Below are 20,776 nucleotides of genomic sequence, written 5' to 3' on the forward strand. Positions count from 1 at the left end.
CGCGCAACCCGTCGGAAATGGGCCGTCTGCTGAAGAAGGCGCTGTAATATTTCCACCTGGGTTCGTCCTGCAAAAAACGCCGGCTCCGCCGGCGTTTTTTGTTATGCTCGCGCAATGAATTTGTAAGCCCCGGGCATGCGCGACGCATGTACCGGCAATGAACCGGGCCGCCTGTCAAAGGGTCGTCGCCCCGCACCTATATCCACTCATGCTTGAATTCCTGACGTCGCTGCACTGGGGCGCCGTGTTCCAGATCGTCATCATCGACATCCTGCTCGGCGGTGACAACGCGGTCGTGATCGCGCTCGCATGCCGCAACCTGCCGGCCAACCAGCGGCTGCGCGGCGTCGTGTGGGGCACGGCCGGCGCGATCCTGCTGCGGGTCGTGCTGATCGCATTCGCGGTCGCGCTGCTCGACGTGCCGTTCCTGAAGTTCGGCGGTGGCCTGCTGCTGCTGTGGATCGGCATCAAGCTGATGGCGCCGGACGCCGACGCGCACGACAACGTGAAGCCGGCCGACCGGCTGTGGGACGCGGTGAAGACGATCGTGATCGCCGACGCCGTGATGAGCCTCGACAACGTGATCGCGATCGCCGGCGCGGCCGAGCAGGCCGATCCGTCGCACCGGCTGGCGCTCGTGATCTTCGGGCTCGTCGTCAGCGTGCCGATCATCGTGTGGGGCAGCACGCTGGTGCTGAAGCTGCTCGACCGGTTCCCGATCGTCGTCGCGTTGGGCGCGGGGCTGCTCGGCTGGATCGCCGGCGGGCTGATGGTGCACGACCCGGTCGGCGATCGTTGGCCGGTGCTCGATACGCAGGCCGCGATCTACGGCGCGAGCATCGCCGGCGCACTGTTCGTCGTTGGCGCCGGATACGCGCTCCGGCGCCGCCGCGGCGTTCCGCACCCGCAATAACGTTGGCCGTCCGGCCGACTGCCGGGGCCGCGGCCCGCTGGCTACGATCGAAACGCCTGCCTGATTCGGCAGGCGTTTTTCGTTTCCGGAGCCAGTCATGTTCGAAGCCTTTTCCGTTTCCCTGTTCCGTCGCATCGCCGCCGATCTGCGGCGCGCGCGCCGGCCGGTGCCGCGTTGGCGGCCGGCCGGCTTCACGCTGATCGAGCTGATGATCGTGCTCGCGATCGTCGGCGTGATCGCCGCCTATGCGATTCCCGCGTACCAGGATTACCTCGCGCGGTCGCGCGTCGGCGAGGGGCTCGCGCTCGCGTCGTCCGCGCGGCTCGCGGTCGCCGACAATGCCGCGAGTGGCGCGGGCCTCGATGGCGGCTACAGCCCGCCGGTCGCCACCCGGAACGTCGAATCCGTTCGGATCGACGCCGATACGGGCCAGATCACGGTGGCGTTCACCACCCGCGTCGCCGCGGCCGGCGCGAATACACTCGTCCTGGTGCCGTCCGCGCCGGACAAGGCCGACACCCCCACCGCACGGGTGCCGCTGAAAAAGGGCGCGATGCAGGCCGGCGCAATCGCCTGGGAGTGCTTTGCCGGGGGCAAGGCCGCGTCATCGCTGCCGGCGCCGGGCGCGGGCCCGTTGCCGGCGGAGGCGGCGACGTTGCCCGCGAAATACGCGCCGGCGGAATGCCGCGCATAGTGCAGGCGGCCCGCGGGCCGGTGCGCGGCCGCGCGCACGGCGCGGCGCATGCCGTGCCGGCCGGCCGAGCCGGTCCGCCCGTATCGGGTGACGGCGTGCCGGGGCCGCACAGAGGGGGGAAAGTTTTGTATAGTGCGCCGGTTGCTGACATCCGGTTCGCTCATGCCTTCTACTTTTTCCCGTTCGTTGCCGCTCGTTGCGCTGGCTGTCGCCCTGATCGTGCCGTACTCGATCACGAATCACACGTATCCGATCCCAACCTTCTATTCCGAGTTTGCCGCGCTGGTGCTGTATCTGCTGGTGGGGCTCTCCGTCGTCCTGCTCGCGCGCACGGGCCGCCCGGCCGAGCCGTTCGCCGCGCCGGCCGCGTTCGTCGCGCCGCTCGGGTTCGCGGCGGTGCTGCTCGCGCAGGTCGCGCTGATGCCGCTGAAAGTGCCGTCGATGAACTGGCTGGCGCTCGGCTATCTGGCCGCCGCGCTGGTCGCGATGCAGGCCGGCTACACGCTCGCGCGCGAGGGGCTCGCCGAAGCCACCGCGCGAATGATGGCCGGCGCGCTGCTCGTTGGCGGCGTGTTTGCGGTCGCGAGCCAGGTCGTGCAGTTGTTCCATCTCGAATCCGCGGTGTCGCCGTTCGTCGTCATATACAACATCGCGGTCGATCGCCGTCCGTACGGCAACATGGCGCAGGCGAACCACCTGGCGACCTACATCGCTTTTGCGCTGGCGGGCGCGCTGTATCTGGTGCAGACGCGCCGGCTCGCGGTATGGGCATGGTTCGCGCTGTCGATCGTGCTGTCGATCGGTCTCGCGCTGACGGTGTCGCGCGGCCCGTGGCTGCAGGTCGCGGTGATGGTCGTCGCGGGCTTCTGGATGGCATGGCTCGAGTCGCGCCGCACGCCGGGCACCCGCCGCGCATGGCTGATACCGGCCGCGCTCGCGGTGGCCTTCGTCGCGGTGAACGTCGCGGTGCGCTGGGCCAACCTGCACTTCCACCTGGGGCTTGCCGAGTCGGCCGCCGAACGGATGCGCGACGCAGGGCAGATCGCGCCGCGGCTCGCGCTGTGGAAGTACGGGCTTGCGATGTTCCGCGAGCATCCGTTGCTCGGCGTCGGCTGGGGCGAATTCCCGTCGCACCAGTTCGCCCTCGTGCGCACGCTCGGCGGTGTCGAGATCGCGAACAACTCGCACGACATTTTCATCGACCTGCTCGCGAAGTCCGGTCTGCTGGGTCTCGGCGTGCTCGTCGTTGCGCTCGTGACGTGGTTCGTGCGCGCGGTGCGCGCGCCGCAGTCGAGCACGCGCGTGTTCGGCCTCGCGCTGATCGGCATCCTGCTGATGCATGCGCTCGTCGAATATCCGCAGCAGTACATGTTCTTCCTGCTGCCGGCGATGTTCGTGATCGGCCTGCTCGACGTGAAGCCGCTGCGCCTCCTGCCGGGCCGCGCGGCGTTCGGGCTGTTCGCGGTGCTGTCGGTCGGCGGCGTGCTGGCGGCGGTGCCCGTGCTGCGCGACTACCAGCGCGCGGAAGTGCTGTATTACGGCAACGATCCGGCCGCGCAGTATCGCGATGCGCCGTCGCTGCTGTTCGGCGCGTGGGGCGATTACGGGGTGGCCACGCTGCTGACGATTTCGCCGGAGAGCCTGCCGCTCAAGCTCGTCGCGCACGAGCGCGCGATCGCGCTGCTGCCGGGCGAGACGGTGCTGCGTCGCTATGCGGCGCTGCAGGCGCTGGCCGGTCGGGAAGCCGATGCGCTCGATACGGTCGAGCGCCTGCATGTGTTTGCGAAGGAGTTGAAGGACTGGCCGCAGCAGTTGGCGTTGCTGTACAAGCTGTGCGACCAGCAACCGGCGCTGAAGGCGTTCAAGGCGGCCGTCGTCGCGAAGTACGGCGAAGTGCCGGCTGATGCGGACGATGACGACTCCGACGACGATTCCGAGTGACACCACGCTGAACACCGCGCTGACACCGCGCGGCGCCGGGCGGGGACTCCCGGCGCTGGCCGCATTGCGATGAGGCGGGTGGGCGGTGGCGGGCCGGGACGGTGCGGCGATTGCTTCCCGCAGGGAATGGATGCCTGCCGAATCCGGTGCGATTCGCGTCAACCATTGTCAAATCGCGGCCACGCGCAAGGCGGCGCGTGCACAATGCGCGAAAGCGTTCGCGTGCGCGGCCGCCCGATGCGGGCCGCTGCCGCGAACGCCGCCCCCGGATCTCCGGGAACCCGCCAAGCAGGATCGCGACCGGGCAGCCATCGGTCGTGCGGCCGTAACGGCGCGCCGGTCCGATGGCCGCGGCGCAGGGCGATGCGCGCGATGCGGCCGGGCGATGTCCGCCGGCGCGGCGTTCGTCCGGAACAGTACTGAAGAACGATATTCGACCATGGCCCTTCGCTCGACCCTCCTGATCCTGCCTGCCGTCGCCGTGCTGTTTTCCGGCTGCGCGATGCTGTCGTCGTCGCAGGAAAGCAAGCTGACCTGCCACATTCCGCGCGCCGTCTATCCGGATAGCGCGAAGCCGCTCACGCGTCCGGTCACCGTGCTCGTGCGCGCGCTGATGACGACCTCGGGCGAAGCGCAGAACGTCACCGTGACGACGAGCAGCCGCAATGCGGCGGCGGACCGCGCGGCCGTCGACGCGATGACGCACGCGACCTGTGCGCAGACCGGCGCCACCGCGAATCCGTTCCTGCTCACGCAACCGTTCGTGTTCGAGCCGCGACGCGCGCAATGATGGGCGGTCGGTTACGCCGCGTCTCGCCTGCCGCTTGCTGTCGTTTCCTGTCCGGCGCCGCCGAGGCGCCGATGTTCAGTGCTGCGGCATCAGGTTCGCGCCGTGGCACGCCGGCTCGGCTGCCTTGCGCAGCCCGAGCATCGTGAACCCGTTGCGCTCCTGGCGGATCAGCGCGTAGCGTCGCGCAACCGTGTTTCCGTCCTTGCCCGTCAGATCCAGTTCGACCTGGAAGCGATCCTTGCTGTCCGAGCAGCCGCGTACCGGTCCATAGGCGAACCCGGTATCGGGCGCCTTGCTTTCTGCAATGAACGCCTGCCGGGCTTGCAGCGCCGCCGCAGCGGCCGCAGGTTCGCTCCATGCGCGTGCGAGCGCATCGTCCACGCCCAGCCATTCATCGACGAAATCGCGGCCGTTAACCGCGACCGGCTGCACGCGTTGCACGGTGTCGCTGTCGACGCGATAGCGGAAGATGCCCGGCCGTGTCATCACATCGCTGTCGCGCGAGCCGACCGTCGTGCGCAGCTCGAAGCCGTCGGGGCGCACCTTGAAGCGGATCGCGTCGTCGTCGAGCACGTAGCCGTGATCCGTATGGAACAGCGTGCGTTGCGCGGCCGCGCCGTTTGCCGGCGCGACCACGTCCGCGCCGAACCGGCTCCAGCGCGACGAGCACCACGGCGTGCCGTGGACGACCGCCACCTGGCCGCCGGGCAATGCGCCGAACCAGAAGCCGCCGCCGTAGGCGCCGCCGATGTCCTTGTAGTCGTCGGCCTGCCAGCGCAGCACGCGCCGCCAGCCACCGTTTTCCCATGCGTAGGCCGTGAGCAGGTTGTCGTCGCCGCATGCGATGTCGAAGCCGGCGCGCACGAAGAGCAGCGAGCGGGACGTGCCGTCGCGCTCGACGTCGACGTCCGGGTTGCGGCCGAATGCCGATTCGCCGTTTTTCGGCTGGGCGGATTGGGCGGGTACGCCGAGCGCGGCCGCAAGCGTGCGTTTCAGCGCAGCCGGTTCGACGTGTTCGTCGCTGCACGCAAGCCGCGCGTCGATCGCGCCGACGAGCGCCTGCTTGTATGCGCGAAGCGCGTCGCGCAAAGGCGGCGAGACGTCGACGGTGCCGCCGCCGTCGCCTTGCGGATTCCGGACTTGCTGTACGCGGTGCTGCGCGTCGAGCGTCGCGCGTGCGGCGGTGTCGGCGGCGGGGCAGGGGCTGGCGGCGGAGGCGGTGGCCGGTGAAGTGCAGGCGATGGCGAGTGCGAGTGTTACGCGGTTCAGCAAGTTTTTCATCGAAACCTTTTTTCGTTCTTTTCTTCGTTCATCACGGGGAGCAGTCGGTCGGAGACCGAAGCGGAATCGACGCCCGGCGTCGTATGCGTCCGAGCGTAGGTCGAAGCCGCTGCCGAGATAGCTGCCGCGGTTGTTGCCCGTGTGGTCGATCAGGTAACCGAGATGCAGGTGCGCATTGGTCGGGCTGCTGTACAGGTGCACCCGGTTCTGCGATGTCGCGTCGTCGAGCATGAGCTGGTTGTAGCCGGCGCCCGCATACTCTTTCGACCGGTATCCGGACAGGATGCCGTTGCTGTGCCATTGCGGACTTGTCGCGCCGTTGTAGACCTTGCCGACGATGATCGGGCGATCGCAGTCGCCGCCGAGGAAATCGACCAGCACCTCCTCGCTGCTGCGGTGCAGGTGAACGGCGCCGTAACCATTGCCCGAATCCGACACGGTGGCACGGGCCGGTATCCTGGATTTGCCCGCCGACAGGGTTTCCGACCGGTCAGCCGGCGACATCCTCCGCCTTCCAGTCCCCCGACTTCCCACCCCGCTTCTCCCTGACGCTCACCTCGGTGATCACCATCCCGCGATCGACCGCCTTGCACATGTCGTACACGGTCAGCAGCCCGACCTGCACGGCGGTCAGCGCTTCCATCTCGACACCGGTGCGCCCGAACGTCTCGACTTGCGCGACGCAGTGCACGCCGGGCAGCGCGTCGTCGAGTTCGAAGTCGACGGCCACGCGCGTCAGCGCGAGCGGGTGACACAGCGGAATGAGGTCGGCGGTGCGCTTGGCACCCTGGATCGCGGCGATGCGCGCGACGCCGAGCACGTCGCCTTTCTTCGCCTTGCCGTCGCGGATCAGCGCGAACGTCGCCGGCAGCATCCGGATCGTGCCGCGCGCGATCGCGATGCGTTGCGTTTCCTGCTTGCCGCCGACGTCGACCATGTGCGCGTGGCCGGCGGCGTCGAAATGGGTAAGTCCTGACATGTCCTGCTCCGATCTCTTGTGTTGCGGCCGCTCGATCCACCGCATCGGGCACCGTGCCGCGAACACCTGCAACGTTTCAACGGGCGCCTATCATAGCAGCGGCCTGCGCGACGCCGGGCGTGCAGACGGCGCATCCGCCGCAGCGAACAGTCGCGATCCCGCCGGTACAATGACCGGGATCTTCAGACCAAACGCCGCGATGCGCGCCCGGCGCGCGGGACGCGTCGTCTTCATCCTGCCATGCGTGTCAAACAGTTGCTTGCCGTGTTGCTGTCGGCGGCGCTCGTGCTGCCGCCGAGCGGCTACGCACAGCGTCCGTCCGCGCTGCCGCTCGAGCCGGCGGCCGGCGCTTCGCCGTCGATTTCCACGGTGCCGTCCGGCATCGCGACCGGTGTATTCGGCACCTACGGCGGCGCGGAAAGCCGGTTCTCCGGCGCCGACGGCGCGTCCGCGCCCGTCGCGAGCCTGCGCGCACCGCTGCGCGCGCTGGAACTACCCGACCTCGGCGACGGCTCCGGCGGTTCGCTCACGCCGCAGGCCGAGCGCCGTCTCGGCGAGCGCGTGATGCGCGAGGTGCGGCGCGACCCGGACTACCTCGACGACTGGCTCGCGCGCGACTACCTGAATGCGATCGCAAAGCGGCTCGCGGCCGCGGCCGCGGCGCGCTACATCGGCGGCTACACGCCGGACTTCGAGCTGTTCCCGGTGCGCGATCCGCAGATCAACGCATTCTCGATGCCGGGCGGTTTCATCGGGATCAACAGCGGCCTGGTCGTCACGACGCAAACGGAATCCGAACTCGCATCGGTGGTCGGCCACGAGATGGGCCACGTGCTGCAGCGGCACATCGCGCGGATGATCGGCGCGAACGAGAAGACCGGCTACACCGCGCTCGCGACGATGCTGCTCGGCGTGCTGGCGGGCGTGCTCGCGCGCAGCGGCGATCTCGGCAGCGCGATCGCGATGGGCGGGCAGGCGTATGCGGTCGACAACCAGCTGCGCTTCTCGCGCTCGGCCGAGCGCGAGGCCGATCGCGTCGGTTTCCAGCTGCTCGCGGGCGCCGGCTACGACCCGTACGGGATGCCGGGCTTCTTCGAACGGCTCGAACGCGCGTCGATGGGCGACGCGGGCGTGCCGGCCTATGCGCGCACGCACCCGCTGACGGGTGAACGGATCGCCGACATGGAGGATCGCGCGCGCCGCGCGCCGTACCGGCAGCCGCGCCAGTCGGCCGAATACGGCTTCGTGCGCGCGCGGCTGCGCATTCTGCAGAACCGTGTGCCGAATGACATCGCGGCCGAGGCGCGCCGGATGCAGCTCGAGATCGACGATCGCACGGCGCCGAACGTCGCGGCGAACGAGTACGGGATCGCGCTCGCGAACACGCTGCTCGGCCAGTACGACGCGGCCGACAAGGCGCTCGCGTCGGCCCGCGCCGCATTCGACGCGCGCGAGCGGCGCGCGGACGATCCGGAGACGAGTTCGCCGAGCCTCGACGTGCTCTCCGCCGACCTCGCCCGCCGCGCGGGCCGGACCGACGACGCGGTGCGGCTCGCGGCGCTCGCGCAGCGGCGCTGGCCGGCGTCGCACGCGGCGATCGTCGCGCACCTGCAGGCGCTGATCGCCGCGCGCCGCTTCGACGAAGCGCAGTTGCTCGCCCGCAAGCAGGCGAAAGCGGACCCCGAGCAGCCGGACTGGTGGGACTACCTCGCGAAGGCGAGCGACGGCAAGGGCGACGTGCTCGCGCGGCGCCGTGCACTCGCGGAGAAGCTGGCGCTCGACGGCGCGTGGCCGTCGGCGATTCGCCAGCTGAAGGAGGCGCGCGACGCGAAGGACGTGTCGTTCTACGACCAGTCGATCATCGGCGCGCGGCTGCTGGAATTCGAGGCGCGCTACAAGGAAGAGCGCGAGGACGAGAAGAACGGCCGCGGATAGCGGCCGCCAGGCGGGCAGGGCGGGGGCGCTTCAGCTTGCGGCGCTGCCGTTGCCACCGTCCGGCGTGTCGCGCCGCGCGCGCTGCGCGGGACTCGCGACGAAGCCGAACGTTGCCGGCACATCGGCACCCGCCAGGTTGCCGAGCGCCAGCGTGCGCCCGTCACGCCAGCGCAGCACGGGCGGCGTCGCGTCGAAGTCGGCATGATCGGCGAACAGGCCGAGGTCGTGGTCGTGCAGCGCCGCGATGCGCGGCGGCGTGCCCGCCGCGCGGAACAGCACACCGCCCGCATCGTCAAGCCATGCGGCGTCGGGTTCGAACGGCGCACCGGTCTGGTCGGCCAGCGTGAGCTGCCCGTCGCGTTCGGCCAGGCGCACGACCCACGGCGTGTAGGCGAGCTCGACGTACACGCGCTGCGGCCCGTTCTGGAAGAACCACTGGCCGTGCGCGTCGCATTCGTAGTTGCGTCCGATGAACGCGTTGAGCGCCGCATGCCGGATCGGCGAGCCGAGCTCGCCGGCGGCCTGCGCGGCGTCGTCGCGCAGCCGCCACTCGCCGCGCCGGTCGAGCAGCAGCCAGCCGGTGCAATGCGGCACGTTCGGCCACTTGGCGAGGGCCTGCCTGACGATGTCATCCATGGTCGACGAATTTCGAGCAATAGCCGAACACCCGCGCCGACAGCCAGTCGAGGCGGCCGGGGAACGGTCCGGTCATGAATCCCGCATGGCCGCCGTCCGCGGGCTGGTCGAGCTCGACGGCCGGCGACACGTCGGCGGCGCTCGGCAGCGCGGATTCGGGCAGGAACGGATCGTTGCGGGCGTTGAGGATCAGCGTGGGCACGTCGATTGCGGGCAACAGCGGGCGCGTGGTGGCCTGGGTCCAGTAGTCGTCGGCGTCGGCGAAGCCGTGCAGCGGCGCGGTCACGACCTCGTCGAAGTCGCGCATCGTCACGGCTCGCAGCATCGCGTCGCGGTCGAACAGGCCCGGATACTGGTCGAGCTTCGCGAGCGCCTTGCGCTTCAGCGTCTTCAGGAAGCTGCGCGTATAGACCATCGCGAAGCCCTGCGACAGCGCGCGGCCGCCCGCATGCACGTCGATCGGCGTCGAGATCGCGGCGGCCGCGTGCACGATCGACGTGTCGCTGCGGTGCTCGCCGAGCCAGCGCAGCAGCACGTTGCCGCCGAGCGACACGCCGGCCGCGACGATCGGCCCGCGATGCTGCGTGGCGAGCCGCTGCAGGATCCAGTCGACTTCGGCGCTGTCGGCGAGATGGTAGAAGCGCGGCTGGCGGTTCAACTCGCCGCTGCAACTGCGAAAGTGCGGGACGACCGCATGCCAGCCCTTCGCGCGCGCGGCGGCCATCATCGCCAGCGCGTAGTGCGAGCCGGAACTGCCTTCGAGGCCGTGGAACAGCACGAACAGCGGCGCGTCGGGTGGCGGCGCGGCACTGTCGAGGTGCGCGACCCAGTCGAGATCGATGAAGTCGTGGTCGGGGGTTTCCCATCGCTCTCGTCGGTAGGCGACAGCCGGACGCCGTGCGAACAGCGCGGGCACGATGGTTTGCACATGGCTGTTCGGCAGCCAGCGCGGTGCGCGATAGCGCAGTGAATCGTCGTCGGGGGCCGGGGCCCCGGTCAGCGGCGAGGTGGGCGGAGAAGCCGTACTCATGATCGCCCCGCTAATGCGTTGCTTCGTTGTTCGTCAGTGCAGCGGACCCTGCCCGTGACGGATCTTCGCGGCGAATTGTCCGGCCGCTTGTTCAGGAATCGGGCTCGCGTGAATATGCGCGATGCGCCACTCGCCGCGTTCGTGGATCATCACGTACGTCGCGAAAACCATGTCGGGTTCGGCCGTCAGGTCGGCCTGCTGATGGGCTTCGGCGATCGTATAGACGACGGTGCCGAGACTGTCGTATACGCGGATGTCGAGCGGTTCGATCGTCACCGGGCGCGTCACGAGCCGGTTGGCCAGCCCGCTGCGGATCTGGTCGAGGCCGTGCAGATGCTCGCCGTCGGCCCAGACGCAGCTGGCGAAGTCCTCGTCGATCCACAACCCCAGCAGCGCGTCGAGATTGGCATCGGCGACGGCCTGGTAGTAGGCGTTCAGCGTATCGGCAGCGGCTTCGAAGAGGCGGGCAAAACGTGGCATCGGGGTTATCTCTCGCGCGCGTCGCGCGCCGTATTCAGCACGGCGGCCCGGGTGGGGCCGCCGTACACCGGTGAATCGGATTGCCCGGCACGTCGTGCGACGCTGCCGGTCAGGGTCAGCGCTGCCCGACGAGCATGCCGCGCAAATCGCCGAATACCTGCTCGGGACCGAGTTCGCGCAGGCATTTCAGATGGCCGAGCGGGCACTCGCGTTCGAAGCAGGGACTGCATTCGAGATGAAGCCATTGTACCTTCGCCAGGTCGGACAGCGGAGGGGTGTGGCGCGGATCAGTCGATCCGTACAACGCGACGAGCGGCCGTCGCAGCGCGGCGGCGACGTGCATCAGCCCGGAATCGTTGGTCACGACCGCGTTCGCGCGCGCGATCAGCGCGCACGCCTCGGACAGCGACGTCTGCCCGCACAGGTTGCGCACGTTCGGCGCGTGGTCGGCGATCGCCTGCGCGGCGGCGGCGTCCTTCTGCGAGCCGAGCGCGATGATCTGCGTGTACGGGAACGACTGGTGGACGATCGTCGCGAGCGTCGCGAAGTGCTCGGGCGGCCAGCGCTTGGCCGGGCCGTATTCCGCGCCGGGGCAGAACACGACGAGCGGCTTGCGCGTATCGAGATTGAAACGCGCGGAGACGCGCGCCGTCTCGTTCAGGTCGGCGTCGAGGCGCGGCGGGGGCAGCGTCTTCATCGACTCGGGCAGCTTCGCGCCCGGCGCATACGCGAGCGCCGCGTAGTGGGTCGTCATCGGCGGACGCTCGGCCGATTTGTCGGGGTTCGCGTGCCGCACGTTGAGCAGGCCGTAGCGGTGCTCGCCCGTGTAGCCAATCCGCAGCGGAATGTTCGCGAGCCACGGGATCACCGCGGACTTCAGCGAATTCGGCAGCACGTACGCCGCGTCGTAGCCGACGTCGCGCAGGTCGCTCGCGAGCTGCCAGCGGCGCAGCAGCTGCAGCTTGCCGTGCGCGAGGTCGGTCGCGTAGACATCGTGGATCTCGGGCATCCGCTCGAGCACGGGCGCGACCCAGGTGGGCGCGACGGCATCGATCGCGATGCGGGGATGGATTTTTTTCAGCAGCGCAAAAAGCGGCTGCGCCATCAATGCGTCACCGATCCAATTCGGTGCGATAACCAGCGCTCGACGCATCAGGTCGACTTCCGATGTCGTAATGAAGCACGGCGCGCATGCACCGCGTTCGGGTTGTCAGAACAGGAAAAGGGCGGCGCGCCGGCGTTCCGGCTGCGCCGCCTTGTGTGCGGCAGGCCCGCGGGCCCGGCCGGGCTCAATGGCCCTTGACCACCTCGCCGTCGCGCAGCTTGTAGCGCGTGCCGCAGTACGGGCAGCGCGCCTCGCCGTGCGAGACGTCGATGAACACGCGCGGGTGCGCGCTCCAGCGCGCCATGGCCGGGTTCGGGCAGTAGGCGGGGAGATCCTTGGCCGTCAGTTCGACCAGCGGCATTTCCTTGATTTCACTCATGAGACTTTCTCTTATCACTCTTTGATGGGGCGGTCGGTGGCGCGGCGCGCTCAGACCTTCGTCAGCCAGTGCGCGTACTTCGCGTTCTTGCCCGACACGATATCGAAAAACGCCGACTGGAGCTTTTCCGTCACGGGGCCGCGCGCGCCGCTGCCGATCGTGCGGTTGTCGAGTTCGCGGATCGGCGTGACTTCGGCGGCCGTGCCCGTGAAGAACGCTTCGTCGGCCGTGTAGACCTCGTCGCGCGTGATGCGCTTCTCGATCACCTGGATGCCTGCGTCCCGCGCGAGCGTGATGATCGTGTCGCGCGTGATGCCGTCGAGGCACGACGACAGGTCGGGCGTGTACAGCTTGCCGTTGTTCACCAGGAAGAAGTTCTCGCCGGAGCCTTCCGACACGTAGCCGTCGACGTCGAGCAGCAGCGCTTCGTCGTAGCCGTCGGCGGTCGCTTCCTGGTTCGCGAGGATCGAGTTCACGTACCAGCCCGACGCCTTCGCGCGCACCATCGACACGTTCACGTGGTGGCGCGTGAACGACGACGTCTTCACGCGGATGCCCTTCGCGAGACCTTCCTCGCCGAGGTACGCGCCCCACGGCCACGCGGCGATCGCGACGTGGATCGTGTTGCCCTTCGCGGACACGCCGAGCTTTTCCGAGCCGACCCAGATGATCGGGCGCAGGTAGCCCGACTCGAGCTTGTTCTCGCGCACGACTTCGAGCTGCGCGGCTTCGAGGGTTTCCCGGTCGAACGGCACGTCCATCTGGAAGATCTTCGCCGAATTCAGCAGACGTTTGGTGTGCTCGTGCAGGCGGAAGATCGCGGTGCTGCCGTCGGCCGTCCGGTACGCGCGCACGCCCTCGAAGACGCCCATGCCGTAGTGCAGCGTATGCGTCAGGACGTGGATCTTGGCGTCGCGCCAGTCGATCAGCTTGCCGTCCATCCAGATCTTGCCGTCGCGGTCGGCCATTGACATGGGGTTCTCCTGTGAAGCAATTGGGTACAGCGGCTTGTGTGCAGCATTGAGCCGGAAAGACGCTTATTTTAGCGTCATTTGGTGTCGAGCCGGTCGGTCGGCGCAGGGCCGAGGCTATAATCGTCCGGTACCGATTCCAATAACGACGGGCCGTGCCGGCAGGAGACGCCGGAGCCCGCACGAACCGCCCGCCGCGGCCCGCTTTCCGATGCTCGCTCGATTGTCCGCCACCGACCGCTTCGCGCTGATCCAGGGCGCGCGCGACTATTCCCCGACACTGATGGCAATCCTCTCGTGGGGGCTCGTCACGGGCGTCGCGATGAGCAAGTCGGTGATGACGCTCGGGCAGGCGAGCGCGATGTCGATCCTGGTCTACGCGGGCTCGTCGCAGCTCGCGGTGCTGCCGCTCCTCGTCGCGAAGCTGCCGATCTGGACGATCCTGCTCACGGCCGCGATGGTCAACCTGCGCTTCGTGATCTTCAGCGCCGGGCTTGCTCCCCATTTTTCCTACCTGCCGCTGTGGCGGCGCCTCGCGATCGGCTATTTCAACGGCGACGTGATCTACCTGCTGTTCCAGAAACAGGGCTTCGCGTACGGCCAGGTGCCGGGCAAGGAAGCCTACTTCTGGGGGATGGCGCTCGCGAGCTGGCTGTCGTGGCAGGTGTCGTCGCTCGCCGGCATCCTGCTCGCGAGCGTCTTTCCCGCGAGCTGGGGGCTGGAGCTGGCCGGCACGCTCGCGCTGATCCCGATCATGGTGTCGGCGGTCGCGAACCGCTCGACGCTCGCCGCCGTCGCGGTCGCGGGCATCGTGTCGCTGATCGCGTTCGACCTGCCGTACCGGCTCGCGCTGCCGATCGCGGTGCTGGCCGCGCTCGCGGCCGGCTGCACGGCCGATTTCTTCGTCGAACGCGCCGACTGGCGCCGCATCCGCACCGAAACCGTGCACGAGAAGGAAATCGAATGAGCGCGACGGAAATCTGGATCGTGATCGTCGGGATGACGATCGTCACGGCCGTCACGCGCGCGCTGTTCCTGCTCGGCGGCGAACGCACCGTGCTGCCCGAGCGTGCGCAGCGCGCGCTGCGCTACGCGCCGGCCGCCGCGCTCGTCGCGGTCGTGCTGCCCGACGTGCTCGAAACGCCGGCCGGGCTGTCGTTCGCGCTGTCCAACCATCCGTTCTACGCGGCGCTCGCCGGCCTCGGCTGGTTTTTGTGGCGGCGCAGCATGCTCGGCACGATCGTCATCGGAATGCTGGTCTTCACCGCGCTGCGCCTGATCTTCTGACGAATCGCCGCGCCGGCCAGCCGGGCCCCGGCCGCTTGCGCCTGCGCATTGCTGCATTGCGGCAAAGTGTCGGCGGCCGCGTGCGATCCCAAATAGGCGGAATTCGCCGCCGCACGGGTCAGTCTGCCGGATGGATCGGCTAGAATGCCCGTTCGAGATTTTTTACCCGTGCGCGTCATGCGAACCGCCAGCCACGGCCGCATCCGGCGCCCTTTCGCGGCTGCCCGCGCACGTCCAGCGTGAACCCCCTTTCCCCATCCACTACTTCAATCTGTTCAACATGAGCCAAGTCAAGCGTCTTACCGACCTGATCGCCGCCGGCCAGCTCGCCGGCAAGCGGGTGTTCATCCGCGCCGACCTGAACGTCCCGCAGGACGATCACGGCAACATCACCGAAGACACGCGCGTGCGCGCGTCCGTGCCGGCCATCCAGGCCGCGCTCGACGCCGGCGCGGCCGTGATGGTCACGTCGCACCTCGGTCGTCCGACCGAAGGCGAATTCAAGCCCGAAGACTCGCTCGCGCCGGTCGCGAAGCGCCTCGCCGAACTGCTCGGCCGCGACGTGCCGCTGGTCCCGAACTGGGTCGAGAACGGCGTGAACGTCGCGCCGGGCCAGGTCGTGCTGCTCGAGAACTGCCGCGTGAACAAGGGCGAGAAGAAGAATTCGGACGAGCTCGCGCAGAAGATGGCGAAGCTCTGCGACGTGTACGTGAACGACGCGTTCGGCACCGCGCATCGCGCAGAAGCGACCACCCACGGGATCGCGAAGTACGCGCCGGTCGCGTGCGCGGGCCCGCTGCTGGCCGCCGAACTCGACGCGCTCGGCAAGGCGCTCGGCAACCCGGCCCGCCCGCTGGTGGCGATCGTCGCCGGTTCGAAGGTGTCGACCAAGCTGACCATTCTCAAGTCGCTCGCCGGGAAGGTCGACCAGCTGATCGTCGGCGGCGGCATCGCGAACACGTTCATGCTCGCGGCCGGCCTGTCGATCGGCAAGTCGCTCGCGGAAGCCGATCTCGTCGCCGAAGCGAAGGCGATCATCGACGAAGCGCGCGAGCGCGGCGCGTCGGTGCCGATCCCGTCCGACGTCGTGACGGCCAAGGAATTCTCGCCGACGGCCGTGGCCACGGTGAAGCAGGTCGCCGACATCGAAGCGGACGACATGATCCTCGACATCGGCCCGGATACGGCCAAGGCGCTCGCGAGCCAGCTCGAGAAGGCCGGCACGATCGTGTGGAACGGTCCGGTCGGCGTGTTCGAGTTCGACCAGTTCGGCAACGGCACCAAGACGCTCGCCGAAGCGATCGCCAAATCGTCCGCGTTCTCGATCGCGGGCGGCGGCGACACGCTCGCGGCCATCGCGAAGTACGGCATCCACGACCAGGTCAGCTATATCTCGACCGGCGGCGGCGCCTTCCTCGAGTTCCTCGAGGGGAAGAAGCTGCCGGCGGTGGAAGTGCTCGAAACGCGGGCGGCCTGAGCGTGGCGGCGCGCGCAGGGGTGACCAGGGCCGCGCGCTCCGCGACAGCGGAGCAGCCGGCCGGCGCGGGCAAGCGCAAACGCGCGCCCGCGCGGGCGAACTCAGCCCCGCGCGCACCGGCGGCCGCCGGCGACGCGGCCGTGCAGCACCACGAGATTCAGAACAAAGCGATGCCGGGCGCAAGCACCGGCACGCCCCCCGGAACGGCGGCCGCTGGGCCTGCCGATTCCGGCTCTCGCAGCGTTTCACCCAGCGCATCCACCTTGATCCAGATGAGGAGTTTCATGCAGCGCGCCACCAAGATAGTCGCCACGATCGGCCCGGCTTCCAGTTCGCCGGAGATTCTGCTGCAGATGATGCAGGCGGGCCTCGACGTCGTGCGGCTCAATTTTTCGCACGGCACGGCCGACGATCACCGCCAGCGCGCCGAGATGGTGCGCGAGGCCGCCCGCAAGGTGGGCCGCGAGATCGCGATCATGGCCGACCTCCAGGGCCCGAAGATCCGCGTCGGCAAGTTCGAGAACGGCAAGACGACGCTCGAGCCGGGCCAGGCCTTCATCCTCGACGCGGGCTGCGAGCTCGGCAACGACGAGCGCGTCGGCCTCGACTACAAGGAACTGCCGCGTGACCTGAAGCCGGGCGACCTGCTGCTGCTGAACGATGGCCTGATCGTGCTGACCGTCGAGCGCGTGCTCGGCGACGAGATCCACACGGTCGTCAAGGTGGGCGGCGAGCTGTCGAACAACAAGGGGATCAACCGCCAGGGCGGCGGCCTGTCGGCGCCCGCGCTGACCGCGAAGGACATGGAGGACATCCGCACGGCGATGTCGCTCGGCGCGGATCTCGTCGCGGTGTCGTTCCCGAAGAACGCGACCGACATGGAAATGGCGCGCCAGCTCGCGAACATCGCGGGCGCGCCTTACGGCATCAAGCCGAAGATGATCGCGAAGATCGAGCGCGCGGAGGCGATTCCGGCGCTGCAGAGCATCCTCGACGCGTCCGACGGCATCATGGTCGCGCGCGGCGACCTCGCGGTGGAAGTCGGCAACGCGGCCGTGCCGGCGCTGCAGAAGCGGATGATCCGGATGGCGCGCGAGTCGAACAAGCTCGTGATCACCGCGACGCAGATGATGGAGTCGATGATCCTCGCGCCCGTGCCGACCCGCGCGGAAGTGTCGGACGTCGCGAACGCGGTGCTCGACGGCACCGACGCGGTGATGCTGTCGGCCGAGACGGCCGCCGGCAAGTACCCGGTCGTCACGATCGAGACGATGGCGGCCGTGTGCGTCGAGGCGGAAAAGTCCGAGCACGTCGAACTGGACAAGGATTTCCTCGACCGCACGTTCACGCGGATCGACCAGTCGATCGCGATGGGCGCGCTGTTCACCGCCTATCACCTGGGTGCCAAGGCGATCATCGCGCTGACCGAATCGGGCGCGACCGCGCTGTGGATGTCGCGTCACTACACGCACGTACCGATCTTCGCGCTGACGCCGCGCGTCGGCAGCGAGCGCACGATGGCGCTGTACCGCAACGTGACGCCGCTGCACGTCGACTTCAACAGCGACCGCGACTCGGCGCTGCAGGCGGCGCTCGAGATCGTCGTCAAGCAGGGCTATGTGCAGCACGGCGACATGGTCGTGCTGACCGTCGGCGAGCCGATGGGGCAGGCGGGCGGCACCAACACGCTGAAGATCGTGCGGGTCGGCGAGCATTACTGAGCTGAGCGCCCCCAAACCTGTCGCTTCGCGCCAAGCCCCCGAGGGGGCAGGAAAACCTGGGGGCGGCCCGGCGTTTTCTTGAGAGCGCCGGCCCGCCCGAGCTGATCGGGCACCGTTTATTGACGAAAGCCGCGCGGGGTCTGATACCCCGCGCGGCTTTTTTTCTGTTTTTTGCCCGCATTGTGCCGTGCGAAGGTAACAAATTGCGAGTACGCGCCACCGGGCGGTCGGAATCGGCGGCGCTTCGCGATAAAATGCCGCTATTCGACGCTCAGCCGCGCCGTGCCGCCCCGGTTCGAACGGGGAGCGAGCGCCGCGCCGGCGTCAGGGCGCACCGGTTTTCATTCCAAGGAGTTCCACAATGCCTCTCGTATCAATGCGTCAATTGCTGGACCACGCGGCAGAGCACGGTTACGGCCTGCCGGCCTTCAACGTGAACAACCTGGAGCAGGTCCAGGCGATCATGGCGGCGGCGGATCAGGTCGGCGCGCCCGTGATCATGCAGGCATCGGCCGGCGCGCGTAAGTACGCGGGCGAGCCGTTCCTGCGCCACCTGATCGAAGCGGCGGTCGAGTCGTATCCGCATATCCCGGTCGTGATGCACCAGGACCACGGCCAGTCGCCGGCAGTCTGCATGGGCGCGATCCGCAGCGGCTTCACCAGCGTGATGATGGACGGTTCGCTCGAAGCCGACGGCAAGACGGTCGCCTCGTACGAGTACAACGTCGACGTGTCGCGCAAGGTCGTCGAGATGGCGCACTCGATCGGCGTGACGGTCGAAGCCGAACTCGGCGTGCTCGGCTCGCTCGAGACGATGAAGGGCGACAAGGAAGACGGCCACGGCGCGGAAGGCACGATGACCCGCGAGCAGCTGCTGACCGATCCGGAGCAGGCGGCCGACTTCGTGAAGCTCACGCAGTGCGACGCGCTCGCGATCGCGATCGGCACGTCGCACGGCGCGTACAAGTTCTCGAAGAAGCCGACGGGCGACATCCTGTCGATCCAGCGCATCAAGGAAATCCACGCACGCATCCCGAACACGCACCTGGTGATGCACGGTTCGTCGTCGGTGCCGCAGGAGCTGCTGGAAGAAATCCGCCAGTTCGGCGGCGACATGAAGGAAACCTACGGCGTGCCGGTCGAGGAAATCCAGGAAGGCATCAAGCACGGCGTGCGCAAGATCAACATCGACACCGACCTGCGTCTCGCGATCACCGGCGCGATCCGCCGCTACCTGTTCGAGAACCCGGGCAAGTTCGATCCGCGCGACTACCTGAAGCCCGCGCGTGAAGCGGCGAAGAAGGTGTGCGTCGACCGCTACCTCGCGTTCGGCTGCGAAGGCCAGGCCGCGAAGATCAAGCCGGTGTCGCTCGACAAGATCGCCGAACAGTACAAGTCCGGCGCGCTCGCGCAGGTCGTGCGCTGAGACTGTAGTACGATTGCCCCGCCGAAAGGCTGGGGCCGGCTGCCCGCTGCCGGATCTGATCCGGCCCCGGCAGCCGTTCCGTCCGGCCGAACGAGGGCCGGCCGGCAACCGGTGGGCACGATCGCCCGCCGGTTCGCCGACGCATTGCAAGACCGCCGTTCCCGCCTGCCGCGGGGAACGGCGTTTCCCTTTTTGTTTGGCTCCTTATCTGCGAAAAGACGATGTCTACCCTTTACGAATCCACGCTCCGCTCGCTGCCGCTCCTCGGTCGCGGCAAGGTCCGCGATAACTACGCGGTCGGCAACGACAAGCTTCTGATCGTCACGACCGATCGCCTGTCGGCATTCGACGTGATCATGGGCGAGCCGATTCCGAACAAGGGCCGCGTGCTGAACCAGATGGCGAACTTCTGGTTCGACAAGCTCGCGCACATCGTGCCGAACCACCTGACGGGCGACGCGCCGGAAGCGGTCGTCGCGGCCGACGAGGTCGAGCAGGTCAAGGGCCGCGGCGTGGTCGTCAAGCGCCTCGAGCCGATCATGATCGAAGCGGTCGTGCGCGGCTATCTGGCCGGCAGCGGCTGGAAGGAATACCAGGCGTCGGGCGCCGTGTGCGGCGTGCAGTTGCCGGAAGGCCTGCAGAACGCGCAGAAGCTGCCCGAGCCGATCTTCACGCCAGCCGCGAAGGCCGAGCTGGGCGAGCACGACGAGAACATCACGTTCGAGGAAACCGAGCGCCGCATCGGCACCGAGCTGGCCGCGACGATTCGCGACATCTCGATCCGCCTGTACAAGGAAGCGGCCGACTACGCGGCGACGCGCGGCATCATCATCGCCGACACGAAGTTCGAATTCGGCCTCGACAATCACGGCAAGCTGTACCTGATGGACGAAGTGCTAACGGCCGATTCGTCGCGCTTCTGGCCGGCCGACCAGTACCAGGTCGGCACCAACCCGCCGTCGTTCGACAAGCAGTTCGTGCGCGACTGGCTCGAGACGCAGCCGTGGGGCAAGACCGCACCGGCGCCCGCGCTGCCGGCCGACGTCGTCGAGAAGACGGCCGCGAAGTACCAGGAAGCGCTCGAGCGCATCACCGGCCAGCCGCTCGCCTGAGCAAGGACAGACGAAAATGAGTGAAGTCCAGACCGCCCACACGCACAGCGCGCCGCTGATCGGCGTGCTGATGGGTTCGAGTTCCGACTGGGACGTGATGAAGAACGCGGTCGCGATCCTGCAGGAATTCGGCGTGCCGTACGAAGCGAAGGTCGTGTCCGCGCACCGGATGCCCGACGAGATGTTCGACTATGCGGAGAAGGCGCGCGAGCGCGGGCTGCGCGCGATCATCGCGGGCGCCGGCGGCGCCGCGCACCTGCCAGGCATGCTGGCCGCGAAAACCACGGTACCCGTGCTCGGCGTGCCGGTCGCGAGCAAGTACCTGAAGGGCGTCGATTCACTGCACTCGATCGTGCAGATGCCGAAAGGCGTGCCGGTCGCGACGTTCGCGATCGGCGAGGCCGGCGCCGCGAACGCCGCGCTGTTCGCGGTGTCGATCCTGTCCGGCACGTCGGTCGACTACGCGAACCGGCTTGCCGCGTTCCGCGTGCGCCAGAACGAAGCCGCGCACGCCATGGTGCTGCCGCCGCTGGCGTGACGGCGCACCGGCGGCCGCCCTGTCATTCCGGCGGCCGCCTGACCTTCTCCACTGCGGCGGGCAGCGCCCGCCGCGACCGAC

General features: G+C 68.5%; 21 protein-coding genes and 1 pseudogene. 12 read left to right on the forward strand and 10 right to left on the reverse strand.

Annotated features, from left to right (window positions below; all coding sequences use genetic code 11):
- Window positions 1-208 precede the first annotated feature (208 nt).
- From ACVK00_RS14315 to ACVK00_RS14330, 4 genes are all read left to right on the forward strand, one after another.
- Window positions 209-913 (forward strand): TerC family protein, encoded by a 705-nt coding sequence (locus ACVK00_RS14315; RefSeq protein ID WP_166723955.1) that lies wholly within the window; start codon window positions 209-211, stop codon window positions 911-913.
- 97 nt (window positions 914-1,010) lie between these two features.
- A complete protein-coding gene (locus ACVK00_RS14320; RefSeq protein ID WP_284897769.1) occupies window positions 1,011-1,607 on the forward strand; it encodes a pilin in 597 nt (198 codons plus the stop codon).
- Between the two features lie 162 nt (window positions 1,608-1,769).
- Entirely contained in the window at window positions 1,770-3,548 is a 1,779-nt protein-coding gene (locus ACVK00_RS14325) for a PglL family O-oligosaccharyltransferase (protein ID WP_284897767.1), read from the forward strand.
- A gap of 439 nt (window positions 3,549-3,987) precedes the next feature.
- A complete protein-coding gene (locus ACVK00_RS14330) occupies window positions 3,988-4,338 on the forward strand; it encodes a TonB family protein (protein ID WP_105787010.1) in 351 nt (116 codons plus the stop codon).
- A gap of 75 nt (window positions 4,339-4,413) precedes the next feature.
- Here the strand turns inward: ACVK00_RS14330 and ACVK00_RS14335 are convergent, their stop codons facing one another.
- From ACVK00_RS14335 to moaC, 3 genes and pseudogenes are all read right to left on the reverse strand, one after another.
- Complete coding sequence (locus tag ACVK00_RS14335; RefSeq protein ID WP_435521230.1) at window positions 4,414-5,619, reverse strand: hypothetical protein; 1,206 nt, start codon at window positions 5,617-5,619, stop codon at window positions 4,414-4,416.
- A 36-nt stretch (window positions 5,620-5,655) separates the two neighbouring features.
- Window positions 5,656-6,066: pseudogene (locus ACVK00_RS14340) on the reverse strand (type VI secretion system Vgr family protein); the annotation flags it as partial.
- A gap of 43 nt (window positions 6,067-6,109) precedes the next feature.
- On the reverse strand, window positions 6,110-6,598 hold the full coding sequence (gene moaC / locus ACVK00_RS14345) for a cyclic pyranopterin monophosphate synthase MoaC (protein ID WP_044844513.1): 489 nt from the start codon (window positions 6,596-6,598) through the stop codon (window positions 6,110-6,112).
- Between the two features lie 240 nt (window positions 6,599-6,838).
- Between moaC and ACVK00_RS14350 the strand changes: the two genes are divergently transcribed.
- Window positions 6,839-8,533 (forward strand): M48 family metalloprotease, encoded by a 1,695-nt coding sequence (locus tag ACVK00_RS14350; protein WP_284897762.1) that lies wholly within the window; start codon window positions 6,839-6,841, stop codon window positions 8,531-8,533.
- Between the two features lie 30 nt (window positions 8,534-8,563).
- On the opposite strand, the gene ACVK00_RS14355 is transcribed toward ACVK00_RS14350, so the two are convergent.
- The 6 genes from ACVK00_RS14355 to ACVK00_RS14380 all read right to left on the reverse strand — a co-directional run bounded on the left by ACVK00_RS14355 (window position 8,564) and on the right by ACVK00_RS14380 (window position 13,137).
- Window positions 8,564-9,169 (reverse strand): DUF2946 family protein, encoded by a 606-nt coding sequence (locus tag ACVK00_RS14355; protein WP_228905551.1) that lies wholly within the window; start codon window positions 9,167-9,169, stop codon window positions 8,564-8,566.
- Window positions 9,162-10,199 (reverse strand): hydrolase, encoded by a 1,038-nt coding sequence (locus tag ACVK00_RS14360; protein WP_228905549.1) that lies wholly within the window; start codon window positions 10,197-10,199, stop codon window positions 9,162-9,164. The genes ACVK00_RS14355 and ACVK00_RS14360 overlap by 8 nt, the downstream gene beginning before the upstream one ends.
- A 33-nt stretch (window positions 10,200-10,232) precedes the next feature.
- A complete protein-coding gene (locus tag ACVK00_RS14365) occupies window positions 10,233-10,679 on the reverse strand; it encodes a nuclear transport factor 2 family protein (protein WP_228905548.1) in 447 nt (148 codons plus the stop codon).
- 115 nt (window positions 10,680-10,794) lie between these two features.
- On the reverse strand, window positions 10,795-11,832 hold the full coding sequence (waaF, locus tag ACVK00_RS14370) for a lipopolysaccharide heptosyltransferase II (RefSeq protein ID WP_105832452.1): 1,038 nt from the start codon (window positions 11,830-11,832) through the stop codon (window positions 10,795-10,797).
- A 136-nt stretch (window positions 11,833-11,968) separates the two neighbouring features.
- Window positions 11,969-12,163, reverse strand: a complete 195-nt coding sequence (locus tag ACVK00_RS14375; RefSeq protein ID WP_006749970.1) for a zinc-finger domain-containing protein — start codon at window positions 12,161-12,163, stop codon at window positions 11,969-11,971.
- A 50-nt stretch (window positions 12,164-12,213) separates the two neighbouring features.
- On the reverse strand, window positions 12,214-13,137 hold the full coding sequence (locus tag ACVK00_RS14380; RefSeq protein ID WP_284897686.1) for a branched-chain amino acid transaminase: 924 nt from the start codon (window positions 13,135-13,137) through the stop codon (window positions 12,214-12,216).
- A 208-nt stretch (window positions 13,138-13,345) separates the two neighbouring features.
- On the opposite strand from ACVK00_RS14380, the gene ACVK00_RS14385 reads away from it, so the two are divergent.
- The 3 genes from ACVK00_RS14385 to ACVK00_RS14395 all read left to right on the forward strand — a co-directional run bounded on the left by ACVK00_RS14385 (window position 13,346) and on the right by ACVK00_RS14395 (window position 15,898).
- Window positions 13,346-14,101 (forward strand): AzlC family ABC transporter permease, encoded by a 756-nt coding sequence (locus ACVK00_RS14385; RefSeq protein ID WP_175656354.1) that lies wholly within the window; start codon window positions 13,346-13,348, stop codon window positions 14,099-14,101.
- On the forward strand, window positions 14,098-14,421 hold the full coding sequence (locus ACVK00_RS14390; protein ID WP_284897684.1) for an AzlD domain-containing protein: 324 nt from the start codon (window positions 14,098-14,100) through the stop codon (window positions 14,419-14,421). Before ACVK00_RS14385 ends, ACVK00_RS14390 begins: the two co-directional genes overlap by 4 nt.
- Before the next feature lie 280 nt (window positions 14,422-14,701).
- Window positions 14,702-15,898: a phosphoglycerate kinase gene (locus ACVK00_RS14395; RefSeq protein ID WP_229050396.1), complete on the forward strand. Its 1,197-nt coding sequence runs from the start codon at window positions 14,702-14,704 to the stop codon at window positions 15,896-15,898.
- Window positions 15,899-16,055: 157 nt separating this feature from the next.
- Here ACVK00_RS14395 and ACVK00_RS14400 read toward each other — a convergent pair whose 3' ends face one another.
- Entirely contained in the window at window positions 16,056-16,184 is a 129-nt protein-coding gene (locus ACVK00_RS14400) for a hypothetical protein (RefSeq protein ID WP_256097633.1), read from the reverse strand.
- Between ACVK00_RS14400 and pyk the strand changes: the two genes are divergently transcribed.
- From pyk to purE, 4 genes are all read left to right on the forward strand, one after another.
- The gene (gene pyk / locus ACVK00_RS14405; protein ID WP_011657814.1) at window positions 16,183-17,619 is read left to right on the forward strand and encodes a pyruvate kinase; all 1,437 of its coding nucleotides are present in this window, start codon (window positions 16,183-16,185) and stop codon (window positions 17,617-17,619) included. The genes ACVK00_RS14400 and pyk overlap by 2 nt on opposite strands.
- Before the next feature lie 361 nt (window positions 17,620-17,980).
- Window positions 17,981-19,045, forward strand: coding sequence for a class II fructose-bisphosphate aldolase (gene fba / locus ACVK00_RS14410; protein ID WP_011657813.1), 1,065 nt, complete (start codon window positions 17,981-17,983; stop codon window positions 19,043-19,045).
- A 221-nt stretch (window positions 19,046-19,266) separates the two neighbouring features.
- Window positions 19,267-20,157 (forward strand): phosphoribosylaminoimidazolesuccinocarboxamide synthase, encoded by an 891-nt coding sequence (locus tag ACVK00_RS14415; RefSeq protein WP_006749977.1) that lies wholly within the window; start codon window positions 19,267-19,269, stop codon window positions 20,155-20,157.
- A 16-nt stretch (window positions 20,158-20,173) separates the two neighbouring features.
- A complete protein-coding gene (purE, locus tag ACVK00_RS14420) occupies window positions 20,174-20,695 on the forward strand; it encodes a 5-(carboxyamino)imidazole ribonucleotide mutase (protein WP_006749978.1) in 522 nt (173 codons plus the stop codon).
- Window positions 20,696-20,776: the final 81 nt, after the last annotated feature.

This window comes from Burkholderia sp. PvR073 (assembly GCF_054055695.1).

Coding starts and splice junctions, on each gene's coding strand:
- ACVK00_RS14355 (WP_228905551.1), bottom strand. CDS start 9,169: ATGGATGACATCGTCAGGCAGGCCCTCGCCAAGTGGCCGAACGTGCCG.
- waaF (WP_105832452.1), bottom strand. CDS start 11,832: ATGCGTCGAGCGCTGGTTATCGCACCGAATTGGATCGGTGACGCATTG.
- ACVK00_RS14385 (WP_175656354.1), top strand. CDS start 13,346: ATGCTCGCTCGATTGTCCGCCACCGACCGCTTCGCGCTGATCCAGGGC.
- ACVK00_RS14325 (WP_284897767.1), top strand. CDS start 1,770: ATGCCTTCTACTTTTTCCCGTTCGTTGCCGCTCGTTGCGCTGGCTGTC.
- ACVK00_RS14360 (WP_228905549.1), bottom strand. CDS start 10,199: ATGAGTACGGCTTCTCCGCCCACCTCGCCGCTGACCGGGGCCCCGGCC.
- pyk (WP_011657814.1), top strand. CDS start 16,183: ATGCAGCGCGCCACCAAGATAGTCGCCACGATCGGCCCGGCTTCCAGT.
- ACVK00_RS14375 (WP_006749970.1), bottom strand. CDS start 12,163: ATGAGTGAAATCAAGGAAATGCCGCTGGTCGAACTGACGGCCAAGGAT.
- ACVK00_RS14315 (WP_166723955.1), top strand. CDS start 209: ATGCTTGAATTCCTGACGTCGCTGCACTGGGGCGCCGTGTTCCAGATC.
- ACVK00_RS14320 (WP_284897769.1), top strand. CDS start 1,011: ATGTTCGAAGCCTTTTCCGTTTCCCTGTTCCGTCGCATCGCCGCCGAT.
- ACVK00_RS14395 (WP_229050396.1), top strand. CDS start 14,702: ATGAGCCAAGTCAAGCGTCTTACCGACCTGATCGCCGCCGGCCAGCTC.
- ACVK00_RS14330 (WP_105787010.1), top strand. CDS start 3,988: ATGGCCCTTCGCTCGACCCTCCTGATCCTGCCTGCCGTCGCCGTGCTG.
- ACVK00_RS14365 (WP_228905548.1), bottom strand. CDS start 10,679: ATGCCACGTTTTGCCCGCCTCTTCGAAGCCGCTGCCGATACGCTGAAC.
- ACVK00_RS14335 (WP_435521230.1), bottom strand. CDS start 5,619: ATGAAAAACTTGCTGAACCGCGTAACACTCGCACTCGCCATCGCCTGC.
- ACVK00_RS14400 (WP_256097633.1), bottom strand. CDS start 16,184: ATGAAACTCCTCATCTGGATCAAGGTGGATGCGCTGGGTGAAACGCTG.
- ACVK00_RS14380 (WP_284897686.1), bottom strand. CDS start 13,137: ATGTCAATGGCCGACCGCGACGGCAAGATCTGGATGGACGGCAAGCTG.
- ACVK00_RS14350 (WP_284897762.1), top strand. CDS start 6,839: ATGCGTGTCAAACAGTTGCTTGCCGTGTTGCTGTCGGCGGCGCTCGTG.
- purE (WP_006749978.1), top strand. CDS start 20,174: ATGAGTGAAGTCCAGACCGCCCACACGCACAGCGCGCCGCTGATCGGC.
- moaC (WP_044844513.1), bottom strand. CDS start 6,598: ATGTCAGGACTTACCCATTTCGACGCCGCCGGCCACGCGCACATGGTC.
- ACVK00_RS14390 (WP_284897684.1), top strand. CDS start 14,098: ATGAGCGCGACGGAAATCTGGATCGTGATCGTCGGGATGACGATCGTC.
- ACVK00_RS14415 (WP_006749977.1), top strand. CDS start 19,267: ATGTCTACCCTTTACGAATCCACGCTCCGCTCGCTGCCGCTCCTCGGT.
- fba (WP_011657813.1), top strand. CDS start 17,981: ATGCCTCTCGTATCAATGCGTCAATTGCTGGACCACGCGGCAGAGCAC.